The organism is Thermodesulfobacteriota bacterium (assembly GCA_026415035.1).
Classification (GTDB): domain Bacteria; phylum Desulfobacterota; class BSN033; order BSN033; family UBA1163; genus RBG-16-49-23.
The window spans coordinates 1-22,768 of record JAOAHX010000027.1 but is presented as its reverse complement, the minus strand read 5'-3'; the positions used below and the strand labels follow the sequence as shown (position 1 = coordinate 22,768).

Sequence of the window (22,768 nt, the reverse complement as noted above, 5' to 3'; positions counted from 1 at the left end):
AATCCCCGGCCTCGGAGCCGGCAAACGGTTAAAAAGGAGCATCGATGTTGATCGATTATCTTCCCATCCTCATTTTCGGGGGCATCGCGATCCTCTTTGCCTGTTTCGCTGTCCTCGCCTCCCACCTTTTGGGACAGAGAAAGCCCTCGCCCATCAAAGAGGCGCCCTATGAATGCGGGATGCCCACCTACGGATCTCCGTTTCACAGGATCCCGGTCAAGTACTATCTCGTCGCCATGCTCTTCCTCCTCTTCGACATCGAGATCGCCTTCCTCTATCCTTGGGCCGTCGTCTCCAAAGAATTGAAGATCTACGGTTTCCTCTCCATGGGGGTCTTTCTCGGGATCCTGATCCTTGCCTATGTCTACCTCTGGAAAAAAGGAGCGCTCGAATGGGAATAGAAAGCTACCTTGAGAAGACGCCCTACCTCTCCACCCTCGACAAGGTGGTCAACTGGGGCAGAAAATACTCCATCTGGCCGGTCACCTTCGGACTGGCCTGCTGTGCCCTTGAAATGATGGTCACCAGTTCTGGGACCTGGGATATCTCGAGGTTCGGCTCGGAGGTCTTCAGGCCCTCGCCCCGGCAAGCCGACCTGATGATCGTGGCGGGAACGCTGACCAAAAAGATGGCTCCCATGGTCAAACGGATCTACGAGCAGATGCCCGAGCCGAAGTGGGTGATCGCCTATGGGGCCTGCGCCTGTTCGGGCGGGATCTTCAAGACCTATAACGTGGTCCAGGGCGTGGATCAGATGATCCCGGTCGACGTCTATGTGCCGGGCTGTCCACCCAGGCCGGAGTCGCTCCTCACCGCGATCCTGGAGCTTCAGAGGAAGATCGAGAAGGAGAGTTTAGCCGACCGAAAAGATGTCAGGAGCACCCTTCATCCGAGGGGATAAGCCCAACAGGGGGGAACGAGATGGGTCATCCGGCGGTCCAAAAGTTACGGGAGAGGTTTTCCGGTTCTGTCTTCGAAGAGACGAGTTTTCGGGGCGAGGTGAGCGTGACGGTGCCGAAGGAGGATCTCTTCGAGATCTGCCGGTTTCTCTACGCCGATCCCGACCTCCAGTACCACATGCTCGTCGACCTTTGCGGGGTCGATTACTACCCGTCGGTTCCCCGGTTCGAGGTCGTCTACTTCCTCCATTCCTTCAAGAGAAACGATCGATTGAGGGTGAAGACGAGGGTCGGAGAAGGTCAATCCGTTGCCAGCGTCGAGTCGATCTGGAAGGCGGCCAACTGGCTCGAAAGGGAAGTCTTCGACCTTTTGGGGATCTCCTTCGATAACCATCCCGACCTCCGAAGGATCCTTCTCTGGGATGGCTTCGAAGGCCACCCGCTGAGGAAAGACTTCCCCCTCGAAGGGCCTGACTTTGGCAAACCTTATGTCCCAGAGGTCTGACATGACAGAGAGACGGTTGATGACCATCAACATGGGTCCCCAGCATCCCGCCACCCACGGCGTGCTGAGGCTCGTGCTGGAGCTGGAGGGTGAGGTGGTCGTCAAGGCGACCCCCCATATCGGGCACCTCCACAGGGGGGTGGAGAAGCTGGCCGAGGCGAGGACCTACCACCAGATCATCCCGCTCACGGATCGGCTCGACTACACCAATGCCATGGGGAACAACCTGGCCTACGTCCTGGCCGTGGAGAAGTTGCTCGGCATCGAGGTGCCGAAAAGGGCCCAATACCTAAGGGTGATGATGGCCGAGCTCCAGAGGATTGCCGCCCACCTCATCTGGCTCGGAACCCATGCCCTCGACATCGGCGCCATGACCCTGCTCTTCTACAATTTCAGAGAGAGGGAGGAGGTCCTGAGGATCTTCGAGGAGGTGGCGGGAGGCAGGCTCACCCCGACATATCTGAGGATCGGCGGGGTGGCCAAGGACCTCCCGGAGGGGATCGAGGCGAAGATCAAGGCCTTTGTGGAGGCCTTCCCAAAACGCATCCAGGAGTATGAGAAGCTCTTGACCCGAAACGTGATCTGGTTGAAACGGACCAAGGGCGTGGGGGTCCTCACGAAAGAGGATGCGATCAACTGGGGAGTCACGGGTCCCACCCTCCGGGGGTCGGGCGTGAAATGGGATGTCCGGAAGGCCCTTCCTTATTCGAGTTACGAAGAGTTTGAATTCGACATCCCCGTCGGTTCGGCGGGCGATGTCTTTGACCGGTACTATGTCCGGCTGAGGGAGATGGAGTGGTCGAATGCCATTGTGAGACAGGCCCTCGAGCGACTGCCGAAGGGACCCATTCTTGCCGACGATCCAAAGGTGGTCCTGCCCCCCAAGGAGAAGGTCCTCACCGACATCGCCAGCCTGATCCACCAGTTCAAGATCGCTTCCGAGGGATTCAACGTCCCGAAGGGAGAGGCCTATGCGAGCGTGGAAGCGGCCAAAGGGGAACTGGGGTTCTATGTGGTGAGCGACGGGTCGAATCGGCCCTTGAGGGTGAGGATTCGCCCACCCTCCTTCCTTAACCTGAGCGCCCTTCCAAGGATGATCGAAGGGAGCCTGATTGCCGATGTGATCGCCACCATCGGAAGCATCGATATCGTTTTGGGAGAGATCGACCGATAACTTCATTTCGAGAATCGAGGTTCGAAACTCAACACAGGTCGTTATCCAACAAGGGGAAGCTATGGCCGGCATCCTGTTCAGCAGTTGGGGAGGCGTGGTGGTCGACAACCGTGGAAGGCCGGAGACGGAATGGAGCCCCCTGCCCAATCTCACCCTTCCGGTTCAGTTCGACCGGGAAAGGCCGATCAAGGCCTTCATCGGCTGGGATGGCATCGTGATCCGGAGCCCCGAGGTCGATCCCGTCGATCTGCTCCGGGCTTACATCGAGGCCGTTCAGAGGGAGTCGTGCGGGAAGTGTACCCCTTGCCGTGTGGGCACCCGGATTCTCTCGACGATCCTGAACCGCATTGCCGATGGCGAGGGGAGACCTGAGGACCTGCAGAGGCTGAGGACACTTGCGGAGATGATCCTTCAGAGTTCGAAATGCAACTTGGGCCAGACCGGGCCCAGGCCCTTGCTCCATGGGCTCGAACACTTTCAGGACCGTTTTTCCGAGGCGATTCGGTTGAAGCGAAAGCTCCCCCGGCAGGCGTATCGGGTGAAGGTGACCGCGCCTTGCGAAAACGCCTGTCCCTCCCGTCTCCCCATCACCCGATATATCGAATTGATCAAAGAGGGCCGGTACAGAGAATCGCTCGCCGCCATCCGGGAGGCCACCTGTATGGCGGGCATTCTGGGGAGGGTCTGCATCCGGCCCTGCGAAGAACATTGCAGGCGTCAGAACGTGGATGAGGGCCTCTCCATCAAATGGCTCAAGCGATTCGTCGCCGATGTTGAACGGGAGAGGGGGATCCTCCCTGAAATGGCGAAGGCCCCTCTCCGAACCGAGAGGGTGGCCATCATCGGCGCCGGACCTTCGGGCCTGACCTGCGCCTATTATCTTGCCCTCAAAGGTTACCGGGTCACGGTCTTCGAACGCATGGAAGAGGCCGGGGGCATGGCCACCTATGGAATCCCCGACTACAGGCTTCCGAGGGAGATCGTACGCTACGAGACAGGCCTCCTTGAAAGGTTAGGGGTGGAATTTCGTTACCGCGTCCAAGTGGGAAAGGAGATCACGATCTCCCAGATCCTCGAAGAGGGATTTAAGGCCCTCTACATTGCGGTCGGCGCCCAGACCAACACGCCCATGGGCGTGGAAGGAGAGGATAGGGGGTACAGAGGATTTATTCCGGGCGTCTACTACCTCCAGGAGATCAACCTCGGCCGGGACCCTTATCCTGAGGGGAAGCGGGTCGTCGTGGTGGGCGGGGGCAATGTGGCGATCGATTGCGTCCGCTCTTCGTTCCGGATCGGAAAGACCGATGTCCATCTCGTCTACCGGAGGACCAAGAAGGAGATGCCCGCCGACCGGGCCGAGATCCACGAGGCCGAAGAGGAGGGGGTGGTCTTTCATTACCTCTGCAATCCGGTGCGAATCGTGGCCAAAGAGGGCAGGGTGATCGGCGTGGAATGCATCCGCATGGAACTGGGCGAACCGGATGAGAGCGGCAGACGAAGACCCATCCCCATCAGGGGTTCGGAGTTCTTCCTCGAGGCCGATATCGTCATCCCCGCGATCGGTCAGGCGATCGACCTCTCCTTTCTCGGCGAGAGGGACGGGATCAATACGACGAAACGGTCGACCCTGGCGATCGAAGAAGGGACCTTTCTGACGAGCCGGCCGGGGGTCTTTGCGGGCGGAGATTGCGTCCTCGGACCGGACGTCCTGGTCCGGGCAGCGGCCCATGGCCGAAGGGCTGCCGAGCAGATCGATGCCTATCTCCAGGGAAGGGAGTTGAAGGAACCGGAGGAGGAGCGGATGGAGGCCCTCCTCGAGAGGATCAAGGTTTACGATCGGGAGGAGAGGATCGACCATCCGGCCGGAAAGGGGCGGGCCATGCCCGAGAGGCTTCCTCCCGAGACGAGGAAGTGGACCTTTGACGAGGTGGAGAAGGGGTTCTCCATTCCCGTAGCCCAGAAGGAGGCGGAACGGTGCCTCCGATGCGTGCGAATCGGACTGTTTGCGGTGTGAAAAGGGGAGTGGAAGGAGAAGCGGGATGCAGGTCTTATACCTTCTCATTGAGATCATCGTGAAGTGCGTGGTGGTCTTCGCCTGCCTGATGCTCTCGGTCGCCTATCTCACCTGGCTGGAGCGGAAGGTCCTGGGCCACCTCCAGGTCCGTTACGGTCCGAACCGCTGTGGCCCCTTCGGACTCCTCCAGCCCCTCTCCGACGGCATCAAGGCCTTCTTCAAGGAGGATCTGATCCCAGCGGGCGCCGACAAGCCGGTCTTCGTCCTGGCGCCCATGATCTCCATCGTCTCGGCCATCGCCCTCTTCGCGGTCATCCCCTTCGGCCACGAGTTCCGGGTTCCCTTCACCGACTGGGTCGTCAAATTGAGGATCGCCGACATCGACATCGCCCTGCTCTACCTCTTCGGCGTGGCCTCTCTGGGCGAGTTCGGGATCGTCCTGGGCGGCTGGTCTTCGGGAAACAAGTATGGCCTGACCGGTTCGCTGCGGGCCGCTGCCCAGATGATCAGCTACGAGGTGGCCCTCGGCCTTTCGATCACCGGCGTCATCCTCCTGTCGGGAAGTCTGAGGCTCACGGAGATCGTCCTTCAGCAGGCCGGCGGCTTCTGGAACTGGAACGTCTGGTATCAACCCCTGGCCTTCCTCCTCTACCTCGTCTGCGGCCTGGCCGAGATCAACCGGACGCCCTTCGATATGCCGGAGTCCGAATCGGAACTGGCCTGTGGCTTCAACATCGAATACAGCAGCATGAAGTTTGCCCTCTTTTTCATGGCCGAATACGCCCACATGATCGCCATGGCTGGCCTGGCTGTGACCCTGTTCTGGGGAGGATGGCAGCCCCCCTTGCCCCAGCTCGATTTCATTCCGGGGGTCGTCTGGTTCTGCGCCAAGCTCTTCGTCTTCCTCTTCTTCTTCATCTGGCAGAGGGGGACGTTCCCGAGGCTCCGTTACGATCAGATCATGAAATTCGGCTGGAAGGTGCTTTTTCCCCTGGCCCTCGGCAACCTCCTGGTCACGGCGCTGGTCGTTTCATTGAAAGGATAGGAGGGGGTTTCTGATGATCGTTCCCTTGCTCAAAGGCCTGGCCTTCACCCTGAAGCAGTTCTTCTCCCGACCCATCACCATTCAGTATCCCGAAGAGAAACGGCCTCCGGCCAAACGGTGGAGGGGGATTCAATATTTCGAGCGAGACGAGGAGGGGAGGCCGAAGTGTGTGGCCTGCGGGCTCTGCATGGCGGTCTGCCCCTCCCAGTGCATCTCCATCGTGACCGCAGAGGACCCGGAGGGGCGGCGATATCCCCTCTCCTATGAACTCGACGCCTTGAGGTGTATCTTCTGCGGCTATTGCGAGGAGGCCTGTCCGGTCAATGCCATCTTCGTCGGCAAGAACTATGAATGGGTGGAGCGATCGAGGGCTCCCTTTCTGATGAACACGGAGAGGCTCCTGGAGGAGAAGAGGAACAACCTATGAAGCCAGGCCTCGACGCCAGAAACCCGGGATTCGAAACGAAGCAGAAGGCCCCTTTTCGATCGAGACGAAGGGGAGCCAAAAAACAGCTCTGGCCGAATCAGGAGTAGACACCATGGCTGAACATCTTGGGACCCTCTTTCAATGGCTCATCTTTCTGGGGGTGGCCTTTGTCTCGATCGTCGCCTCCCTGATGGTCATCACACGGAAAAACCCGATCCACAGCGCCCTCTTCATGGCGCTCACCCTCCTCTGTGTGGCGGTCCTTTACCTCCTCCTCTACAGCCCCTTCATCGCCATCATCCAGGTCATCGTCTATGCCGGGGCCATCGTCATGCTCATCGTCTTCGTCATCATGCTCCTCGATCTGGAGACGGAGCTCCGCTCCCGGTTGAAGATCGCCTATGCCAAGGTCCTCGGAGGCCTCTTTTCCGTTCTCTTTCTCATCGGCATCGTGTATGCGGTTACCGCCCGCGCCCCGAGCGGGCAGACGGGTTCCTACGCCCCAGAAAAGGTCGGGGCCGATGTGAGGGCCGTCGGAGAGGCCATCTTCACCACGTATCTCTTTCCCTTCGAGATCGTCTCGATCCTCCTCGTGGCGGCCATGATCGGGGCGGTCATCTTAAGCAAGCAGAGGAGATAAGGAGAAACGACCATGTGGGCCATCCCGAGCATCCCTCCGAGCCTCTACCTCGTCTTGAGCGGCGCCCTCTTCACCATCGGCGCCATCGGCGCCTTGACCCGGCGGAACGCCATCGTCGTCTTCATCTCGATCGAGTTGATGCTCAACGCCGTCAATCTGACGTTCGTCACCTTTGCCCGTTGTCTCCAGTCCATCGACGGCGTGATCTTCGCCTTCTTCGTGATGGCCGTGGCCGCAGCCGAGGCCGCCGTGGGATTGGCCATCTTCGTGATGCTCTACCGGTCCAAGGGGACGATCAACGTCGATGAGGTCCAACTGTTGAAATGGTAACCCCTCCGTCCCCTCCCTCGCGGAAGAGGGATCGGGGGGATCAAAGGAGTTTCTCATGCTCGAGTATGTGTGGCTCATCCCCCTCTTTCCGTTCCTCGGATTTCTGGTCAACGGCCTTTTGGGGAAAAGGTTCGGAAAGGCCACGGTCAGCTGGGTAGGCCCTTCGGCCATCGGCCTCTCCTTCTTCACCTCGGTCCTGGTCTTCTTCGACCTGATCCAGAGGCCTCCGGCGGACCGGCTCTTCGAGAAGGTGCTCTTCGACTGGGTCGTCTCGGGGGGCTTTCGGACGGTGATCGGTTATCAGATCGACCCCCTTTCCATCCTCATGGCCCTGATCGTGACCGGCGTGAGCTTTCTCATCCACATCTACTCGGTGGGCTACATGCACGACGATCCGGGTTATGCCCGTTACTTCACCTACCTCAACCTCTTCGTCTTCATGATGCTCAACCTCGTCCTGGCCAACAACTTCCTCCTGATGTTCGTAGGCTGGGAAGGCGTGGGCCTCTGCTCCTATCTCCTGATCGGTTTCTGGTATGAGAAGGATTCGGCGGCCAACGCGGGAAAGAAGGCCTTTGTGGTGAACCGGGTGGGCGATTTCGGTTTCATCTTGGGCATGTTTCTGATCTTTATCCACCTCGGGACCCTCGACTTCACCGAGGCCTTTGCGAAAGCGTCCGGTCTGACGACCGAGACGGCCACGGCGATCGGCCTCCTGCTCTTTTTGGGGGCCTGCGGGAAATCGGCCCAGATCCCCCTCTACGTCTGGCTTCCCGATGCGATGGAGGGCCCCACGCCGGTCAGCTCCTTGATCCATGCCGCCACGATGGTGACGGCAGGCGTCTACATGGTGGCCCGCTGCAGCGTCCTCTACAATATGGCGCCCTTGGCGATGGCGGTGGTGGCGATCGTCGGGGTGGCCACGGCCATCTTCACGGCCTCGATCGGCTTCTGCCAGTACGACCTGAAGAAGATTTTGGCCTATTCCACGATCAGCCAGCTCGGCTATATGTTTGTGGCCGTGGGCGTGGGGGCCTATGCCGCGGGCATCTTCCACCTGATGACCCATGCCTTCTTCAAAGGCCTCCTCTTCCTGGGCGCGGGCAGCGTCATGCACGCCCTGAGCGGAGAGCTCGACATCCGGAGGATGGGAGGGCTGAGAAGGAAGATTCCCGTCACCTTCTGGACCTTCTTCGTCGCCACGCTGGCGATCTCGGGGATTCCCGGTCTGTCCGGCTTCTTCAGCAAGGACGAGATCCTCTGGATGGCCTTCTCCAGCCCACGGGGCCACTTCCTCATCTGGCTGGTGGCCGCGGTGGCCGCGGGCATGACCGCCTTCTATATGTTCCGGGCGCTCTTCCTGACCTTCTTCGGGGCCTCGAGGGTCGATCCCCACATCGAACATCACGTCCACGAATCTCCGAAGATCATGACCGTTCCCCTCGTGCTCCTGGCCCTTCTCTCGATCGTGGGAGGATATGTGGGCGTGCCCCATGTGCTGGGAGGGGCCAATCACCTCCACGAATTTTTGGCGCCGGTGGTGGGTGGAGGGGGGACGGCTGAGGCAGGGGCGGCGGGTGGAACCGGGGGACACTCCGCGGCGCTCGAGCTCTTCCTCATGGCCCTCTCCGTGGCCATCGCCCTCGGGGGCATCGGGGTCGCCTACGTGCTTTATCTGAAGCATCCCCACCTCCCCAAGGTGTTGGCCGAAAGATGGAGGGGGGTCTACAGGGTGGTCTCGAACAAGTATTATGTAGACGAGCTCTACCAGATCCTCTTCGTCGACTCCATCAAGGGTCTGGGCCGCGGGCTCTGGAAGGGGTTTGATGAGTTCGTGATCGACGGGACGGTCAACGGGTTGGCCTATCTCATCGGCTGGATCTCCAGCGTGATGAGAAGGGCTCAGACCGGGCTGGTTCAGCATTATGCCTTTTCGATGGTCGTCGGCGGAGTGATCCTCGCAGGATACTACCTTCTCCGGGGGATCTTCCTCAGATGAACGCCCCGATGAGGCGAGACGGGTAAACCGGAAGGAGCGCGGTTCATGGACATCTTGGGCATCCCCATCCTATCCTTTCTGATCTTCTTCCCCCTCGCGGGGGCCTTTCTCCTTCTCTTCCTCAAGAAGGAGGAGACCCTTCGGTGGACGACCCTGGTCATTGCCCTGATCGAATTCCTTGCCTCCCTTCCCCTGTTTTTTAAGTTCGACCCCACGACCGGATCGATGCAGTTCGTGGAGGACTGGTGGTGGGTGGAGGCTTACGGGATCAGTTACAAGGTCGGGATCGACGGGATCAGCCTGCTCCTCGTGCTGCTGACGACCTTTCTGACCGTCCTCTGTATCCTCTGTTCGTGGACGGCCATCACTTTCCGGGTGAAGGAGTATCTGTTCTCCTTCCTCTTTCTCGAAACCGGGATGGTCGGCGCCCTGGTCGCCCTGGACCTCGTCCTCTTTTACGTCTTCTGGGAGGCGATGCTCATCCCCATGTACCTCCTGATCGGCGTCTGGGGCAATCCTGCAAGGCGGATCTATGCGGCGATCAAATTCTTCCTTTTCACCATGGCCGGAAGCGTCTTAATGTTGGTGGCCATCTTGGCCCTCTATTTTCACCAGGCCAGCACTGCGGGCAAGGGGACCTTCGACCTGCTCGAACTCTACCGGTTGAACCTCCCGGTCTCCACGCAGTACTGGCTCTTTTCGGCCTTTGCCCTCGCCTTTGCCATCAAGGTGCCGATGTTTCCATTTCATACGTGGTTACCCGATGCGCACACCGAGGCGCCGACCGCCGGGAGCGTCATCCTCGCGGGCGTCCTGCTCAAGATGGGAACCTACGGGTTCATCCGGTTTGCCATCCCCCTGTTTCCCCATGCCGCCTTCGGTCTCATGCCCCTCATCTCGACCCTGGCCCTCATCGGGATCCTCTACGGGGCGCTGGTGTCGATGATGCAGCCCGACCTCAAAAGGCTCGTCGCCTTCTCAAGTGTCAGCCATCTCGGCTACGTCATGCTCGGGATGTTCGCCTTCAATCCCCAGGGGGTTCAGGGGTCGATCTATCAGATGCTCAATCACGGGATCAGCACGGGCTCCCTCTTCCTCATCGTCGGAATGCTTTATGAAAGGCGGCATACCCGGATGATTGCCGATTTCGGCGGGATCTCGAAGGCGATGCCGGTTTTGGCCGCCTGTTTTATGATCGTGACCCTTTCCTCCATCGGGTTGCCCGGCACGAACGGGTTCGTGGGAGAATTTCTCATCCTCCTCGGGGCGTTTCAGGCCAATCGGGTCTACGGTGTGCTGGCGGCCACGGGGGTCATCCTCGGGGCGGCCTACATGCTTTGGATGTTCCAGCGGGTGATGTTCGGCAAGATCACCCATCCGGAAAACGAGGGGTTGAAGGACCTCCAAGTGCGGGAAGTCCTCACGCTCGTTCCCATGATCGCCCTGATCTTCCTGATGGGCGTCTATCCAAAGGTCTTCTTCGACAGGATGGAGGCGAGCGTGGAGAAGTTTTTGAGCGAGGTGAAGGCGAAGGTGGAGATGAAGGCGGAGCGGCCTGAGCCGAAGGTCGTGGCCGAGGTCAAAAAGTAGGGTAACGTCCCGGGGGTCGAATCGGCCCCATGGTCGGATCCTCGGGACCTTTGAGCCTTAAACGGGTTTCGGATTTTTCAACCGGAGGAGCTGAATGAAATTCCCAGAGATCGATCTCTATCTCATAGCCCCAGAAATCGTCCTCGCGGTTTTCGGGTTCCTCGTCCTCCTGATCGATGTCTTTTGGCCGAAGAGGGAGAGGAAGGAGTTTCTCGGGCTCCTCAGCCTCGTCGGCGTGGCCATTGCCTTCTTCTACACCCTTCCTCTGGTCGGATCCGGAAAGTCCGGGTTCGAGGGGATGTTTGTCGCCGATGGGCTGGCCGTCTTCTTCAAGATCACCATCCTCCTGATCGCCTTTCTCACCCTCCTGACCTCGATGGGCTACGTCACGCGGGAAGGGATGGGGTTCGGGGAGTATTACGCCCTCCTCCTCTTTGCCACGCTGGGGATGGTGCTCATGGCCTCGGGAGCCCACCTGATCGTCCTCTTCCTCGGCCTGGAGACGATGTCCATCTCCGTCTACATCCTGGCCGGCATGATGAGGGAGGACCATCGTTCGGTGGAGTCCGCCTTCAAGTATTTTCTGTTAGGGGCCTTTGCCACCGGGTTTCTCCTCTACGGGATCGCCTTCCTCTACGGGGCCACGGGCTCCCTTTCCCTGAAGGCGATCGCCTCCTTCATCGCTGAAAAGAGGCTCTTGGATCATCCCCTGCTCCTGATGAGCCTCGCCTTTCTGACGATCGGCTTCGGTTTCAAGATCGCCTCGGTTCCCTTTCACATGTGGACGCCCGATGTCTACGAGGGGGCGCCCACTTCGGTGACCGCCTTCATGGCCACCGGCGTCAAGGCCGCCGGTTTTTCGGCCCTCCTCCGGGTCTTCTTCACGGGCCTCGGGGAGTTCCGGACCGACTGGACGGCCATCCTGTGGCTTCTGGCGGCCTTGACCATGACCGTGGGAAATCTCCTGGCCATCTCCCAGAGCAACATCAAAAGGATGCTGGCCTACTCGAGCATCGCCCATGCCGGGTACATCCTGGTCGCCTTCGTGGCTGGAAATCCCTCCGGGACCGCGGGGATCCTCTTCTATCTCATGGCCTATGCCTTCATGAACCTCGGGGCCTTTACCTGCGTCATCCTCCTCGGGAAGAAAGGGGAGGAGAATACCCAGATCACGGACTACGCGGGGATCGGATTTAAGTATCCTCTTCTGGCCGCCTCCCTGACGATCTTCCTCCTTTCGATGGCGGGCATCCCCCCTTTGGGCGGGTTCATGGCCAAATTTTATGTCTTCAGCGCGGCCGTGGAGGCCAAGTTTTACTGGTTGACCGTCATCGGTGTCCTCAACAGCGCCCTCTCCGTCTATTACTACCTCCGGGTGACGGTCTTGATGTATTTCAGGGAGGCCACCCGAGAGATCTCCCTCCCTGCCTTTCTTCCGGCCCCGGTTCTCGCATTGATTTTGGCCCTGATCGGGACCCTTTACATGGGACTCTTTCCTGCCAATGTCCTCTCCTTTGCGCAGAGATCGATCGCCGGATTGATGTAGGATAGAGATCCCCTCGGGCACTTTTTTCTTTGCATCCCTGGGCCTATCCTTTTACAATCAAAGTTATCGTTGCCGAAATCTTTCTCCAGAAAGGAGGCCGCATGAAGCACGGCTGGATCGTCGTTTTGGGGCTTTTGCTCTTCGGGGCGGAGGCCCATGGGCAGGCAACGCCGGTCTTGAAAGATCAGAAAGACCGGGTGAGCTATGTCATCGGGATGGACATCGGGACGAACCTCAAGAGGCAGTCGATCGAGATCAACCCCGACCTCCTCCTCCGAGGCCTCAAAGACGCGCTCTCGGGCAACAAACCCCTCATGACCGACCAGGAGATGAAGGAGACGATCGCGGCCTTTCAGAAGGAATTTCAGGCCAAACAGGAGGAGGCCGCCAGAAAGATGGGGGAGAAGAACAAGAAAGAAGGGGAGGCCTTTTTGGCGGAGAACCGAAAGAAGGAAGGCGTGGTGACGTTGGCCAGTGGCCTCCAGTATAAGGTGTTAAAGAAGGGGAGCGGGAAGAGGCCGAAGCTGTCCGATACGGTCACCACCCATTACCGGGGCACGCTGATCGACGGGACCGAATTCGACAGTTCCTACCGCCGCGGCCAACCCGCTACCTTCCCGGTCAGCGGCGTCATCGCGGGATGGACCGAGGCCCTCCAGCTGATGGAGGAGGGGGCCAAATGGCAGCTCTTCATCCCGCCCCATCTGGCCTATGGGGAGAGGGGCGCCGGTCCCCAGATCGGTCCCAACGCTACGCTCATCTTCGAGGTGGAGCTGATCTCCGTTGAGGAGAGGAAGTAACCGGAGGCTGGCTTCAAGGGTGAACCCACTCAATCAATGAAAGGCAAGGGGAATGGCGGACAAAGAGAAGGAGAGGGAAATCAGCTTTGAAGAACTTTTAAAGGCGAGCTATGAGAGGCCCAGCCAGAGGGTGAGGCCGGGAGAGAGGGTCACCGGGGTGGTTGCCAAGGTCGGCAAGGATTCGGTCTTCGTCGATCTAGGAGGCAAGAGCGAGGGGGTTGCCGATATCGGAGAGTTTCTGGACGAACAGGGACACCTGACCGTCAAACCGGGGGATCGGGTCGAGATGCGGGTGGCCTCTCTCAAAGACGGGATCCGGTTGACCCGGGGGATGAAGATCCAGGGGGCGGACACCCTCGATCTACTGCGCGATGCCAAGGAGAATCGCCTCCCTGTCGAGGGAAGGGTCTCCGCCGTCATCAAAGGGGGGTTTGAGATCGACCTCTCAGGGTTTCGGGCCTTTTGCCCGATGAGCCAGATCGATCTGATCTATACAGAGAAACCAGAGGTCCATCTCGGAGCGAGATACCGGTTTCGCATCACGGAGATCAGGGAGAGGGGCAAGAACATCATCGTCTCGCGGCGGGCGATCCTGGAGGAGGAACAGGAGCGATTGGCCAAGGAGACCCTTGCAAGACTCCAGCCCGACGTCGAATTTGAAGGGAAGGTAACCAAATTAACCCACTTCGGCGCCTTCGTGGATCTCGGGGGCCTCGAAGGGATGATCCACATCTCCGAGATCTCCCACGGAAGGATCGAGCACCCCTCCGAGGTCCTTCAGGTGGGTCAGCCCGTCCGGGTGAAGGTGCTCAAGGTGGAGTCGGAAAAAGAGGGAAAGCCCAGGATTTCCCTCTCCCTCAAGGCCCTCGAACCCGACGCCTGGCAGAAGGGGCTCGGTTTTGAGGAGGGAGAGATCATTCAAGGGAAGGTGACCCGATTGACCGACTTCGGGGCCTTCGTCGAGGTGGCCCCCGGGGTCGACGGTCTGGTCCACATCTCCGAAATCCGCTACGAGCGGGTGACCCATCCCAAACAGGTCTTGAAAGAAGGGGAGTCTGTCGAGGTTCTCGTCCTCGGCATCGATCACGAGACGAGGCGCATCTCTCTGTCGATCAAAGAGGCGGAGCTGAGAAAGAAGATGGAGAGGGAAGGGGGGGCCGCGGAGGTGCGGCTCGAACCGGGGCAGGTCCTTAGGGGGATCGTGGAGGAGGTTAAGCCTTATGGGATCTTTGTTGGGCTTCCTCGGCTCGGGACGAAGATGAAAGGATTTCTCCCCCTGGAGGAGCTTCGGAGCACCGAGAAGGGGGATATAAAAAGGCGGTTTCCAAGGGGGAGCGAAATCGAGGTCGCCATCCTCTCCGTCGAAGAGGAGGGGAGGGTGAGGCTCTCCCAGAGGGCCCTGGAGGAGAGGGAGGACCGGGAGGAGTTCGATCGATACAAGAAGAAGGCGGCGCAGGATGGCTCCCTCGGCACCCTTGGGGACGTGTTGAAAGAGGTGGACTGGAAGTTAGCAGGAAATCTGAAGGAGGATTGAAGGGAGCGGAGGATGGGAGAGCCCCACGTGCTCTATCAGGTCGATGGTCCACTGGCCTGGATCATCTTGAATCGACCCGAGGTGAAGAATACCTTCAGCGAGGAGATGATCAGGCTCTGGAGGGAGTTCCTCGAACGGGCCAAAGAGGATGCCCGCATCCGGGTCATCCTCGTCACCGGCAAGGGGGATACCTTCTGCTCCGGTGGGGATATCCGGGACATGGCCGAGGGGAAACTCCGGCTTTGGGCGATGAAGCGGTTTTTGTGGGAAGGCGTCCATCGCATCGCCCTGACGCTCGAGGACCTGGACAAACCCGTGATCGCAGCCATCAACGGCGCGGCCATGGGCGCCGGCCTGGACATGGCGATGATGTGTGACCTGAGGATCTGTTCCGACCGGGCCAGGCTCTCCGAGTCTTATATACTTTTGGGGCTCGTCCCCGGAGATGGAGGAGCCTATCTCCTGCCGAGGCTCGTGGGCCTGGGAAAGGCCATGGAACTGTTGCTGACCGGGGAGGTGATCACCCCGGAGGAGGCCTTGAGAATCGGTTTGGTCAACCGCGTCGTCCCCCATGATCGATTGCTGGAAGAGGCGCGGGGATTGGCCGAAAAGATCGCCTCCCGACCCCCCCTTGCCGTCCGCATGATGAAACGGGCCATTTACCAAGCCCAGTCAAGTACCCTGCGCTCACACCTCGACTACATCTCCTCCCAGCTCGCGCTCCTTTCCGAGACCCAGGATCATCAGGAGGCTGCCAGGGCCTTCGTCGAGAAGCGAAGGCCCGATTTCAAAGGCGAATAGAGAACCCTTTCCCGAGGAGAAAAGGCCTCAAGGGGCGATCGCGGCCTCACCGACCCTTTCTTGCAAAAAGAGGGGGATCGTGTTAGTTTGGACTTGATGATCCACCTGTCTGGCGTCTCGAAGACCTATCCGAATCGAATCACCGCCCTCTCCAACCTCAGTCTGGAGGTCGAGGCAGGGGAGTTTGTGTTCATCTCCGGTCCGAGCGGATCCGGAAAGAGCAGCCTCCTCCGCATCCTCTACGGCTTGGAGCCGGCGAGTTCGGGAGAGGTGATCGTCGATGGCCTTCGCCTCACCCAACCCGGGTTCAAGAAGGTGGATCAGCTGAGGAGAAGGATGGGGATCATCTCCCCGGATTTCAAACTCCTGACCGATCGGAACGTGAGAGAGAATGTTGCCCTCACCCTCGAAGTCATCGGATGCCCCCATCGAGACATCCAGAGGATGGTGTTGGAGAGGTTGAGCCAGATCGGGCTGTTGGAGAGGGCCGAGGATCCGATTTTTTCCCTCTCGGCGGGGGAACAGCAGCGGGTGAGCATCGCAAGGGCGGTGGTACGAAAACCTCCCTTGATCCTGGCCGACGAACCCACGGGCCTTCTCGACGAGGAGATGACCGAAAAGGTGATGGCCATCCTGTCCGAACTCCACCAGGAAGGGACGACGATCCTCCTGGCCACCCAGGATGCCCACCTGATCCAGCGATATCCCTACCGAAGGATTTTTCTCGGGGCGGAGGAAAGCGGGGATGGAAACGGAGAAGAAGGGGTGATCGTCGAGGGATGATCGCTTTCTTGGGCAATGCCATGAGAAGGGCCCTCCGAAACATGAGGGGAAACCTCTTCTCCAACCTGGCCACCGTCACGATCATCGGCATCTCCCTCCTCATCTTCCTCTCCTTTTCCCTGATCGCCTTCAACCTCACCACCCTCCTCGAAAAATGGGGGGAGAGGTTCGAGGTGATCGCCTACCTCAGGGGCGAGACCTCGCTTTCCGAGGTGGAGGCACTCCTGAAGAGGATCAGAGAGCTGGAGGGCGTGGAGGAGGTCAATTACCTTTCGCCCTTCGATGCCATGGCCTTCATGGAGGCGAAGCTCGGTCCCCAGAAGAACCTCCTCGATGGCGTCAAGCCCTCGACCTTTCCCGCCTCCATCGAGATCCGACTGAAGAAGGACTACTGGGGCAGGACGAAGATGGAGGAGGTGGTGGGTCAACTGAAGAGGATCTCGTCGATCGAGGAGATCCGTTACGGCCAGGAGTGGATGGAGACCTTCTCGGTGCTCATCCACATCGTCCGGCTCACCCAGTGGATCCTGGGTGGACTGCTGCTGGCGGCGATCCTCTTCATCGTCTCCAATACGCTCCAGCTGACCATCTCGTCCCGCAAGGAGGAGATCGAAGCGATGCAGATGGCAGGGGCGAGCCCGGCTTACATCCAGGTCCCATTCTATCTCGAGGGGGTGATCCAGGGTCTCTTCGGAGCAGGGATGGCCATCGGGTTTCTTCGCCTGTTGTATGAGGTCGTCCGCCTGGCCCTCGCCCCTTTCAGGAAGGGGTGGTTGGCCGACCTCCCCCTAACGTTTCTTCCCGAGGTGACGGTCCTGTGGATCCTCCTTGGGGGAGCCCTGATGGGGCTTTTCGGAAGCTGGGTGGCGACGATGAAATTTATCAGATACAAAAGGTGTTGAGGGATGGTCCGGGGCAAGAAACGGTCGATCCTGGTGATGGTGGCTTGCGCAAACCTTCTCCTGGGCCTTCCTGCCGTGGAGGGAAGCCGGAAGGACCAGATCGAGAGAGACCTCACCGAGAAGAAGAGGACCCTGACCGATATCCGCAAAGAGATCTCGGCGGCCCGGAAGAAGGAAAAGGCGATCCGTGGGCAGGAGACGTCGATTCTCGATACCCTCAATAGGCTTGAAACCGAACTCTTCAAGAGGACGAAAGAGTTGAGAGCGATGGAGCGAGAGGTGGCCCGGATTCGGGAGAGGTTAAAACAGACCCGGGACCAGATATCGAAGCTCAATCAAGGGCTGGAGCGGACCCGGAGGGAATTCCTCTCGAGGTTGACCGCCCTTTATAAGATGGAGAGGACCTCCCCGGAGTCGATCGTCCTGGCTTCTCCCTCCTTTTCCGACCTCCTGAAGATGGATTCCTATATGAAGGCATTGCTCCAATCGGATGCACGCCTGGTAGAGGCCTTTCGATCCCAAGTGGCCCTGAAAGAGCATTACCAGGAGGAACTCGCCACGGCCCAGCGGGCGTGGGAAGGCGCCATCCTGGAGGTGGAGAAGAAGAAGGCCGAGATCGAGACGATCCACAAGGAGAAGCAGAACCTCCTTCGATCGATCCAGAGCCAGAAGGTGGTCTATCAAAAGTTGCTCGAGGAGCTGGAGGAGCGGGCGAGAAACCTCCAGGCCCTCATTCAGCGACTGGAGCGCGAAAAAAGCCTCCTCTCCTATGGGAAGACGAGGCCCGAACAGTTCAAGGGGAGGCTCCCCCCGCCGGTCCATGGGAAGGTGATCAGCCTCTTCAGAGAGAGAGGACAGAACGGGATCGAGATCCAGGCGGAGATGGGGACGGAGGTCAAGGCGATCCTTCCCGGAAGGGTCGTCTTCGCCGATTGGTTTAAAGGATTCGGAAATCTCGTCATCATCGATCATGGAGATCATCTCTTCACGGTCTCCGGATACTGTTCCCAGCTGGTGAAGAAGGCGGGTGATGTCGTGGCTCAAGGCGAGACGATCGGTCTGGTGGGCGGCGCCGGGGCCCTCAAAGGACCGTCCCTCTATTTTGAGGTCCGCCATCAGGGAAAGGCCCAGGATCCGATGGACTGGATTTCCCAGCCCGACAAACTGGCTTCAGCAGGGGAGGGCGAGGAGTCGAGAAGGCGATGAGCGAGAGGGAGGAGAAGATGGTTGAGGGTAGAGGGATGAAGCATGCAAAGATCATCATCGTGGTCTGCCTTTTCTTTATCCTGGGCGTGACCGTGGGATTGGGCCGTTTTCACAAGGTCTCGGCCCTCTCCAATCCGACCTACGAAGATCTGAGGGTCTTTGCCGATGTCCTGAGTCTGCTTCAGAAGGAGTATGTGGAGGAGACCAAATCGAAAGACCTCATCTACGGGGCCATCAAGGGGATGCTCGAGACGCTCGATCCCCATTCGGCCTTTTTACCCCCTCCGATGTTCAAGGAGATGCAGGAAGAGACCAAAGGTCGGTTCGAGGGCCTGGGCATCGAGATCACGATCCGGGACGGCGTGCTCACCGTGGTCTCACCGATCGAGGATACGCCAGCCCATCGAGCAGGCATTCAGGCGGGCGATCAGATCCTCCGGATAGACGGAGAGCTGACCAAAAATCTCAGTCTGATGGATGCGGTCAAGCGGATGAGGGGCCCGAAGGGGACAAAGGTCACCCTCACCATCATGCGGGAGGGGTTTCCGAAACCGCGGGAGTTCACCTTGGTCCGCGATGTGATTCCGATCCGGAGCGTCCGTTATGAGGTGCTCGAAAAGCAGTATGGCTATATCCGCCTCTCCCAGTTTCAGGAGAAGACCGACGCCGAGTTTCAAAAGGCGATCAAGGCCATCGAGGAGGAGACCAAGGGGAACCTGAAGGGATTGATTCTCGACCTCCGAAACAATCCAGGAGGCCTGTTGGATCAGGCCGTGAAGGTGGCGGACCGCTTCCTGGAATCGGGGCTGATCGTCTCGATCGAGGGCCGGAGGGAGGAGCAGAAGATGAAGTTCCATGCCCAGCCCCAAGACGATTCGTTGGCCCGCTATCCTCTGGTCGTCCTGGTCAACGGGGGAAGCGCCAGCGGCGCCGAGATCGTTGCCGGCGCCATTCAGGATCATGGTCGGGGGATCATTCTGGGGACCCAGACTTTCGGGAAGGGTTCGGTTCAAACGATCTTCTCCCTGAAGGACGGCTCCGGGTTGAGGTTGACGACCGCGCGCTACTACACACCCAACGGCCGATCCATTCAGGCCAAGGGGATCGTCCCGGATATCGTCGTCAAACCTTCTCCGCCCGATGAGGAGAAGACCGCCCCAACGCCGCCCCCGAGGATGCCTTCGGAGAAAGACCTGGAGCGTCACCTCATCGACGTGAAGGAGAAAGAAAGGCAGGAGAAGGAGAAACCGAAGCCGGAGGCGAAGGAGAAGGAGAAAAGACCTCCTGACGCCCAGCTCGAACGGGCCCTCGAACTCCTCAAGAGCTGGGAGATCTTCAAGAATATCGCCACCAAGAAGTCGGGTTAGGTCGTTCGAGAGTAGACCGTCAAATTCGATTTCCAGAAGGGAGGAGCCTCATGCCGAAATTCAGCGCCAATCTGACCATGCTCTTTAACGAGGTCGATTTCCTTGACCGCTTCGAAAAGGCGGCCAAGGTCGGGTTTAAAGGGGTAGAATACCTCTTCCCTTATGCCTGGAAGAAGGAGGAGTTGAGGGAGAGGTTGGATCGCTACGGTCTCGTCCAGGTCCTCCACAATCTTCCCCCCGGAGACTGGCAGGCGGGAGAGCGGGGGATCGCCTGCCTACCGGGCAGGGAGGGGGAATTTCAGGATGGCGTGGGCAAAGCCATCGAGTACGCCAAAACATTGGGGTGTCCCCGCCTGAACTGTCTTGTGGGAAAGAGGCCTTCGGGGATGGCTCCGGATAAGGTGCGACGGACCTTAATCGAAAACCTCCGTTTTGCTGCGGGGGCCCTGGAAAGAGAGGGGATCCGATTGCTCATCGAGCCCCTCAACGATCAGGACCTTCCGGGATTCTACCTCGTCCACACGAGGGACGCCTTACAGCTCATGGAGGAGGTCGGACACCCCAATCTCTTCCTCCAGTACGATATCTACCATATGCAGATCATGGAAGGGAATCTCACGAAGACGATCACCGGCCACCTCTCCAAGATCGGCCATATTCAGTTGGCCGACGTCCCGGGCCGGCACGAACCCGGAACCGGAGAGATCAACTTCCCAAACCTCTTCCGCTTCCTCGACGAGGCGGGCTATGAGGGATGGATGGGCTGCGAATATATCCCCTCCGGCAACACCGAAGAGGGGCTGAAGTGGATCGAACCCTATCTTCAATCTTAAAGGAGGAGATTATGTCAGAACTGGGATTTGTCGGTCTCGGAATCATGGGAAAACCGATGGCGAGCCATCTCGTCAAGGCAGGGCACACCGTGCATGTCTGCGATGTGGTGGAAGAGCCCGTGAGGTTTCTCTGCAGCCTGGGCGCCAAAGGATGCACCTGCTGCCGGGAGGTGGCCCAGAGGTCTGAGATCATCTTCATCATGGTTCCGGATACGCCCGATGTGGAGGCCGTGCTCTTCGGACCCGATGGCCTGGCCGAGGGGCTGAGGCCGGGGCAGATCGTGGTCGACATGAGCTCGATCTCGCCCATCGCGACGAAGGAATTCGCCAAGAGGCTGGCGGCGATGGGCGTGGAGATGCTGGATGCGCCGGTCTCTGGCGGCCAGGTCGGAGCTGAAAATGCCACCCTCTCCATCATGGTTGGAGGGAAGGAGGAGGTCTTCCACCGGGTCAAGCCCTTCTTCGAATTGATGGGGAAGAATATCGTCCACATCGGTGGAAACGGTGATGGTCAAACATGCAAGGTGGCCAACCAGATCGTCGTCGCCCTGACGCTGGAGGCGGTGGCCGAGGCCCTGCTCTTTGCTTCGAAGGCCGGCGCCGATCCCATGAAGGTCCGGGCGGCACTCCTCGGAGGCTTTGCCCAGAGCCGGATCCTCGAGATCCATGGCGAGAGGATGATCAAACGGACCTTCAATCCCGGGTTCCGTGTCAGGCTCCATCAAAAAGACCTCAACATCGCCCTTCAGTCGGCCCGGAGCATGGGGTTGAGCCTTCCCGGTACGGCCATCGCCCAGGAGCTCTTCAATGCCCTTGCGGCACAGGGAGGAAGCGATCTCGACCACTCCGCGATGGTCACCGTCCTCGAAAAACTGGCCAATCACAGCATCGCCTGACGTCGAGAACGTTGCCTTCGAAGCGAACCCAAAAGACCGCTCCAAAACTTCGATGCCGGCCAGGGCCGGCATCGAGCGTCTCTCGTGGCGGAGTGAAGACAAGGAACCTTCTTTGGGGGGCTTTGTGTGATCGGGCGTTGAAATAGCGGACCCCGATGGGTTGAAAAGAGGGAAGGAGGTAAAGATCATGGAGATCGGCCGGAGATGGATGTTGATCGATGGAGAGTGGGTCGAGGCCACCACAGGCCAATACCTTCCCGTTGAAAATCCCGCTCGGAAGGGGACGGTCGTCGGCGAAATCCCCCGGGGAGGACCCGCTGATGTAGAGCGTGCGGTGCGTTCGGCAGCCCGGGCCTTTGAGGAGTGGAAACGGGTTCCCCCGAGAGAGCGGGGAAAGGTGATGACCCGGATCGGCGAGGCGATCGAGGCGAGGGCAGAGGAGATCGCCCGCATCACGGCCCTCGAGACAGGAAACGCCATCCGGACCCAGTCTCGGCCTGAGGCCCTGCTCACGGCCGATATCTTTCGGTATTTCGGCGGTGTAGCGAGCGAGATCAAGGGGGAGGTCGTCCCTCTCGGCGAGAACCTCCTCAGTTACTCCCGGAGGGAACCCATCGGCGTCGTGGGAGGGATCGTCCCCTGGAATTCGCCTGTGGGCCTTGCCGCCCTCAAGATCGCCATGTCGATCACCGCGGGAAACACGCTGGTCCTCAAGCCCTCCTCCGAGGCGCCCCTGGCTGTCCTGAAACTTTCCGAGATCTGCGCGGGGTTTCTTCCGAAGGGCGTTCTCAATGTGGTCACGGGGACCGGATCGGAGTGCGGCATCCCCTTGGCCAGACATCCGTTGGTGAGGAAGCTCACCTTCACGGGTTCCCATGAGATCGGTAGGACGATCATGGAGGCAGCGGCCGAACGGATCGTTCCGATCACCCTCGAGCTGGGGGGAAAGAGCCCCCAGATCGTCTTTCCCGATGCCGATGAGCCCCAGACTGTGGAGGGCGTCTTTCTGGCCATGCGTTTTACGAGACAGGGGCAGTCCTGTACCGCGGGCTCCCGCCTCTTTCTCCACGAATCGATCTACGATTCATTTCTCGAGAAACTTATCAAGAAACTGAAGAATCTGAAGATCGGCGATCCCCTGGACGAGGCCACCGATGTCGGTGCCCTGATCAACCGGATTCAGTTCGAAAAGGTCTGCGCTTACGTGGAGGACGGCCTCCGGCAGAAAGGCGCAAGGCTTCTCACCGGTGGCCTTCCACCGAAGGAGGGGCCTCTCAGCCTCGGTTACTTCATGGAGCCCACCGTCATCGGCAACGTTCAGAACGAATGGCGAATCGCCCGGGAGGAGATCTTCGGGCCGGTGGTGACGATCAGCCCCTACGAGACCTTCGAGGAGGCGATCGCGCTCGTGAACGACTCGCGCTTCGGCTTGCAGGCGGGCGTCTTCACGAGCGACCTGAACCGGGCCTTCCAGGCC

Annotated in this window: 22 protein-coding genes; all 22 read left to right on the top strand. The window is 59.5% G+C overall.

What is annotated here, in order from left to right; all coding sequences use genetic code 11:
• Window positions 1–44 precede the first annotated feature (44 nt).
• Complete coding sequence (locus N3G78_13065) at window positions 45–401, top strand: NADH-quinone oxidoreductase subunit A (GenBank protein ID MCX8118842.1); 357 nt, start codon at window positions 45–47, stop codon at window positions 399–401.
• Window positions 392–901: an NADH-quinone oxidoreductase subunit B gene (locus N3G78_13060; protein MCX8118841.1), complete on the top strand. Its 510-nt coding sequence runs from the start codon at window positions 392–394 to the stop codon at window positions 899–901. Before N3G78_13065 ends, N3G78_13060 begins: the two co-directional genes overlap by 10 nt.
• Before the next feature lie 20 nt (window positions 902–921).
• A complete protein-coding gene (locus N3G78_13055) occupies window positions 922–1,404 on the top strand; it encodes an NADH-quinone oxidoreductase subunit C (GenBank protein MCX8118840.1) in 483 nt (160 codons plus the stop codon).
• A gap of 1 nt (window position 1,405) precedes the next feature.
• Entirely contained in the window at window positions 1,406–2,578 is a 1,173-nt protein-coding gene (gene nuoD, locus N3G78_13050) for an NADH dehydrogenase (quinone) subunit D (protein ID MCX8118839.1), read from the top strand.
• A 61-nt stretch (window positions 2,579–2,639) separates the two neighbouring features.
• Window positions 2,640–4,592 (top strand): FAD-dependent oxidoreductase, encoded by a 1,953-nt coding sequence (locus tag N3G78_13045; GenBank protein ID MCX8118838.1) that lies wholly within the window; start codon window positions 2,640–2,642, stop codon window positions 4,590–4,592.
• A gap of 25 nt (window positions 4,593–4,617) precedes the next feature.
• Complete coding sequence (gene nuoH, locus N3G78_13040) at window positions 4,618–5,637, top strand: NADH-quinone oxidoreductase subunit NuoH (protein ID MCX8118837.1); 1,020 nt, start codon at window positions 4,618–4,620, stop codon at window positions 5,635–5,637.
• A gap of 13 nt (window positions 5,638–5,650) precedes the next feature.
• Window positions 5,651–6,064 carry an NADH-quinone oxidoreductase subunit NuoI gene (gene nuoI / locus N3G78_13035; protein ID MCX8118836.1) on the top strand — a complete coding sequence of 138 codons (414 nt, stop codon included), beginning with the start codon at window positions 5,651–5,653 and terminating at the stop codon, window positions 6,062–6,064.
• Window positions 6,065–6,176: 112 nt separating this feature from the next.
• Window positions 6,177–6,704, top strand: a complete 528-nt coding sequence (locus tag N3G78_13030; protein ID MCX8118835.1) for an NADH-quinone oxidoreductase subunit J — start codon at window positions 6,177–6,179, stop codon at window positions 6,702–6,704.
• Window positions 6,705–6,716: 12 nt separating this feature from the next.
• On the top strand, window positions 6,717–7,034 hold the full coding sequence (gene nuoK, locus N3G78_13025; protein ID MCX8118834.1) for an NADH-quinone oxidoreductase subunit NuoK: 318 nt from the start codon (window positions 6,717–6,719) through the stop codon (window positions 7,032–7,034).
• A 55-nt stretch (window positions 7,035–7,089) separates the two neighbouring features.
• Window positions 7,090–9,033: an NADH-quinone oxidoreductase subunit L gene (gene nuoL, locus N3G78_13020; GenBank protein MCX8118833.1), complete on the top strand. Its 1,944-nt coding sequence runs from the start codon at window positions 7,090–7,092 to the stop codon at window positions 9,031–9,033.
• Window positions 9,034–9,078: 45 nt separating this feature from the next.
• A complete protein-coding gene (locus N3G78_13015; protein ID MCX8118832.1) occupies window positions 9,079–10,623 on the top strand; it encodes an NADH-quinone oxidoreductase subunit M in 1,545 nt (514 codons plus the stop codon).
• Between the two features lie 94 nt (window positions 10,624–10,717).
• Window positions 10,718–12,169 (top strand): NADH-quinone oxidoreductase subunit N, encoded by a 1,452-nt coding sequence (locus N3G78_13010; GenBank protein MCX8118831.1) that lies wholly within the window; start codon window positions 10,718–10,720, stop codon window positions 12,167–12,169.
• A gap of 101 nt (window positions 12,170–12,270) precedes the next feature.
• On the top strand, window positions 12,271–12,969 hold the full coding sequence (locus N3G78_13005; protein ID MCX8118830.1) for an FKBP-type peptidyl-prolyl cis-trans isomerase: 699 nt from the start codon (window positions 12,271–12,273) through the stop codon (window positions 12,967–12,969).
• A gap of 52 nt (window positions 12,970–13,021) precedes the next feature.
• On the top strand, window positions 13,022–14,503 hold the full coding sequence (locus N3G78_13000) for a S1 RNA-binding domain-containing protein (GenBank protein MCX8118829.1): 1,482 nt from the start codon (window positions 13,022–13,024) through the stop codon (window positions 14,501–14,503).
• A gap of 12 nt (window positions 14,504–14,515) precedes the next feature.
• Window positions 14,516–15,304 carry an enoyl-CoA hydratase-related protein gene (locus N3G78_12995; GenBank protein MCX8118828.1) on the top strand — a complete coding sequence of 263 codons (789 nt, stop codon included), beginning with the start codon at window positions 14,516–14,518 and terminating at the stop codon, window positions 15,302–15,304.
• Window positions 15,305–15,400: 96 nt separating this feature from the next.
• On the top strand, window positions 15,401–16,087 hold the full coding sequence (locus N3G78_12990) for an ATP-binding cassette domain-containing protein (protein ID MCX8118827.1): 687 nt from the start codon (window positions 15,401–15,403) through the stop codon (window positions 16,085–16,087).
• A complete protein-coding gene (locus N3G78_12985) occupies window positions 16,084–16,989 on the top strand; it encodes an ABC transporter permease (protein MCX8118826.1) in 906 nt (301 codons plus the stop codon). The genes N3G78_12990 and N3G78_12985 overlap by 4 nt, the downstream gene beginning before the upstream one ends.
• Window positions 16,990–16,992: 3 nt before the next feature.
• On the top strand, window positions 16,993–18,195 hold the full coding sequence (locus N3G78_12980) for a peptidoglycan DD-metalloendopeptidase family protein (protein MCX8118825.1): 1,203 nt from the start codon (window positions 16,993–16,995) through the stop codon (window positions 18,193–18,195).
• A complete protein-coding gene (locus N3G78_12975; GenBank protein MCX8118824.1) occupies window positions 18,192–19,562 on the top strand; it encodes a S41 family peptidase in 1,371 nt (456 codons plus the stop codon). The genes N3G78_12980 and N3G78_12975 overlap by 4 nt, the downstream gene beginning before the upstream one ends.
• 50 nt (window positions 19,563–19,612) lie before the next feature.
• Window positions 19,613–20,395 (top strand): hydroxypyruvate isomerase, encoded by a 783-nt coding sequence (gene hyi / locus N3G78_12970; protein MCX8118823.1) that lies wholly within the window; start codon window positions 19,613–19,615, stop codon window positions 20,393–20,395.
• Window positions 20,396–20,406: 11 nt separating this feature from the next.
• On the top strand, window positions 20,407–21,291 hold the full coding sequence (locus tag N3G78_12965; protein MCX8118822.1) for a 2-hydroxy-3-oxopropionate reductase: 885 nt from the start codon (window positions 20,407–20,409) through the stop codon (window positions 21,289–21,291).
• Between the two features lie 187 nt (window positions 21,292–21,478).
• Window positions 21,479–22,768: aldehyde dehydrogenase family protein (locus tag N3G78_12960; protein MCX8118821.1), on the top strand; the 1,290-nt coding region annotated here is incomplete at its 3' end.

What these genes read in the sequence shown, in the direction of transcription:
- N3G78_13065 (MCX8118842.1), top strand. Translation starts at nt 45, where the DNA reads ATGTTGATCGATTATCTTCCCATCCTCATTTTCGGGGGCATCGCGATC.
- N3G78_13060 (MCX8118841.1), top strand. Translation starts at nt 392, where the DNA reads ATGGGAATAGAAAGCTACCTTGAGAAGACGCCCTACCTCTCCACCCTC.
- N3G78_13055 (MCX8118840.1), top strand. Translation starts at nt 922, where the DNA reads ATGGGTCATCCGGCGGTCCAAAAGTTACGGGAGAGGTTTTCCGGTTCT.
- nuoD (MCX8118839.1), top strand. Translation starts at nt 1,406, where the DNA reads ATGACAGAGAGACGGTTGATGACCATCAACATGGGTCCCCAGCATCCC.
- N3G78_13045 (MCX8118838.1), top strand. Translation starts at nt 2,640, where the DNA reads ATGGCCGGCATCCTGTTCAGCAGTTGGGGAGGCGTGGTGGTCGACAAC.
- nuoH (MCX8118837.1), top strand. Translation starts at nt 4,618, where the DNA reads ATGCAGGTCTTATACCTTCTCATTGAGATCATCGTGAAGTGCGTGGTG.
- nuoI (MCX8118836.1), top strand. Translation starts at nt 5,651, where the DNA reads ATGATCGTTCCCTTGCTCAAAGGCCTGGCCTTCACCCTGAAGCAGTTC.
- N3G78_13030 (MCX8118835.1), top strand. Translation starts at nt 6,177, where the DNA reads ATGGCTGAACATCTTGGGACCCTCTTTCAATGGCTCATCTTTCTGGGG.
- nuoK (MCX8118834.1), top strand. Translation starts at nt 6,717, where the DNA reads ATGTGGGCCATCCCGAGCATCCCTCCGAGCCTCTACCTCGTCTTGAGC.
- nuoL (MCX8118833.1), top strand. Translation starts at nt 7,090, where the DNA reads ATGCTCGAGTATGTGTGGCTCATCCCCCTCTTTCCGTTCCTCGGATTT.
- N3G78_13015 (MCX8118832.1), top strand. Translation starts at nt 9,079, where the DNA reads ATGGACATCTTGGGCATCCCCATCCTATCCTTTCTGATCTTCTTCCCC.
- N3G78_13010 (MCX8118831.1), top strand. Translation starts at nt 10,718, where the DNA reads ATGAAATTCCCAGAGATCGATCTCTATCTCATAGCCCCAGAAATCGTC.
- N3G78_13005 (MCX8118830.1), top strand. Translation starts at nt 12,271, where the DNA reads ATGAAGCACGGCTGGATCGTCGTTTTGGGGCTTTTGCTCTTCGGGGCG.
- N3G78_13000 (MCX8118829.1), top strand. Translation starts at nt 13,022, where the DNA reads ATGGCGGACAAAGAGAAGGAGAGGGAAATCAGCTTTGAAGAACTTTTA.
- N3G78_12995 (MCX8118828.1), top strand. Translation starts at nt 14,516, where the DNA reads ATGGGAGAGCCCCACGTGCTCTATCAGGTCGATGGTCCACTGGCCTGG.
- N3G78_12990 (MCX8118827.1), top strand. Translation starts at nt 15,401, where the DNA reads ATGATCCACCTGTCTGGCGTCTCGAAGACCTATCCGAATCGAATCACC.
- N3G78_12985 (MCX8118826.1), top strand. Translation starts at nt 16,084, where the DNA reads ATGATCGCTTTCTTGGGCAATGCCATGAGAAGGGCCCTCCGAAACATG.
- N3G78_12980 (MCX8118825.1), top strand. Translation starts at nt 16,993, where the DNA reads ATGGTCCGGGGCAAGAAACGGTCGATCCTGGTGATGGTGGCTTGCGCA.
- N3G78_12975 (MCX8118824.1), top strand. Translation starts at nt 18,192, where the DNA reads ATGAGCGAGAGGGAGGAGAAGATGGTTGAGGGTAGAGGGATGAAGCAT.
- hyi (MCX8118823.1), top strand. Translation starts at nt 19,613, where the DNA reads ATGCCGAAATTCAGCGCCAATCTGACCATGCTCTTTAACGAGGTCGAT.
- N3G78_12965 (MCX8118822.1), top strand. Translation starts at nt 20,407, where the DNA reads ATGTCAGAACTGGGATTTGTCGGTCTCGGAATCATGGGAAAACCGATG.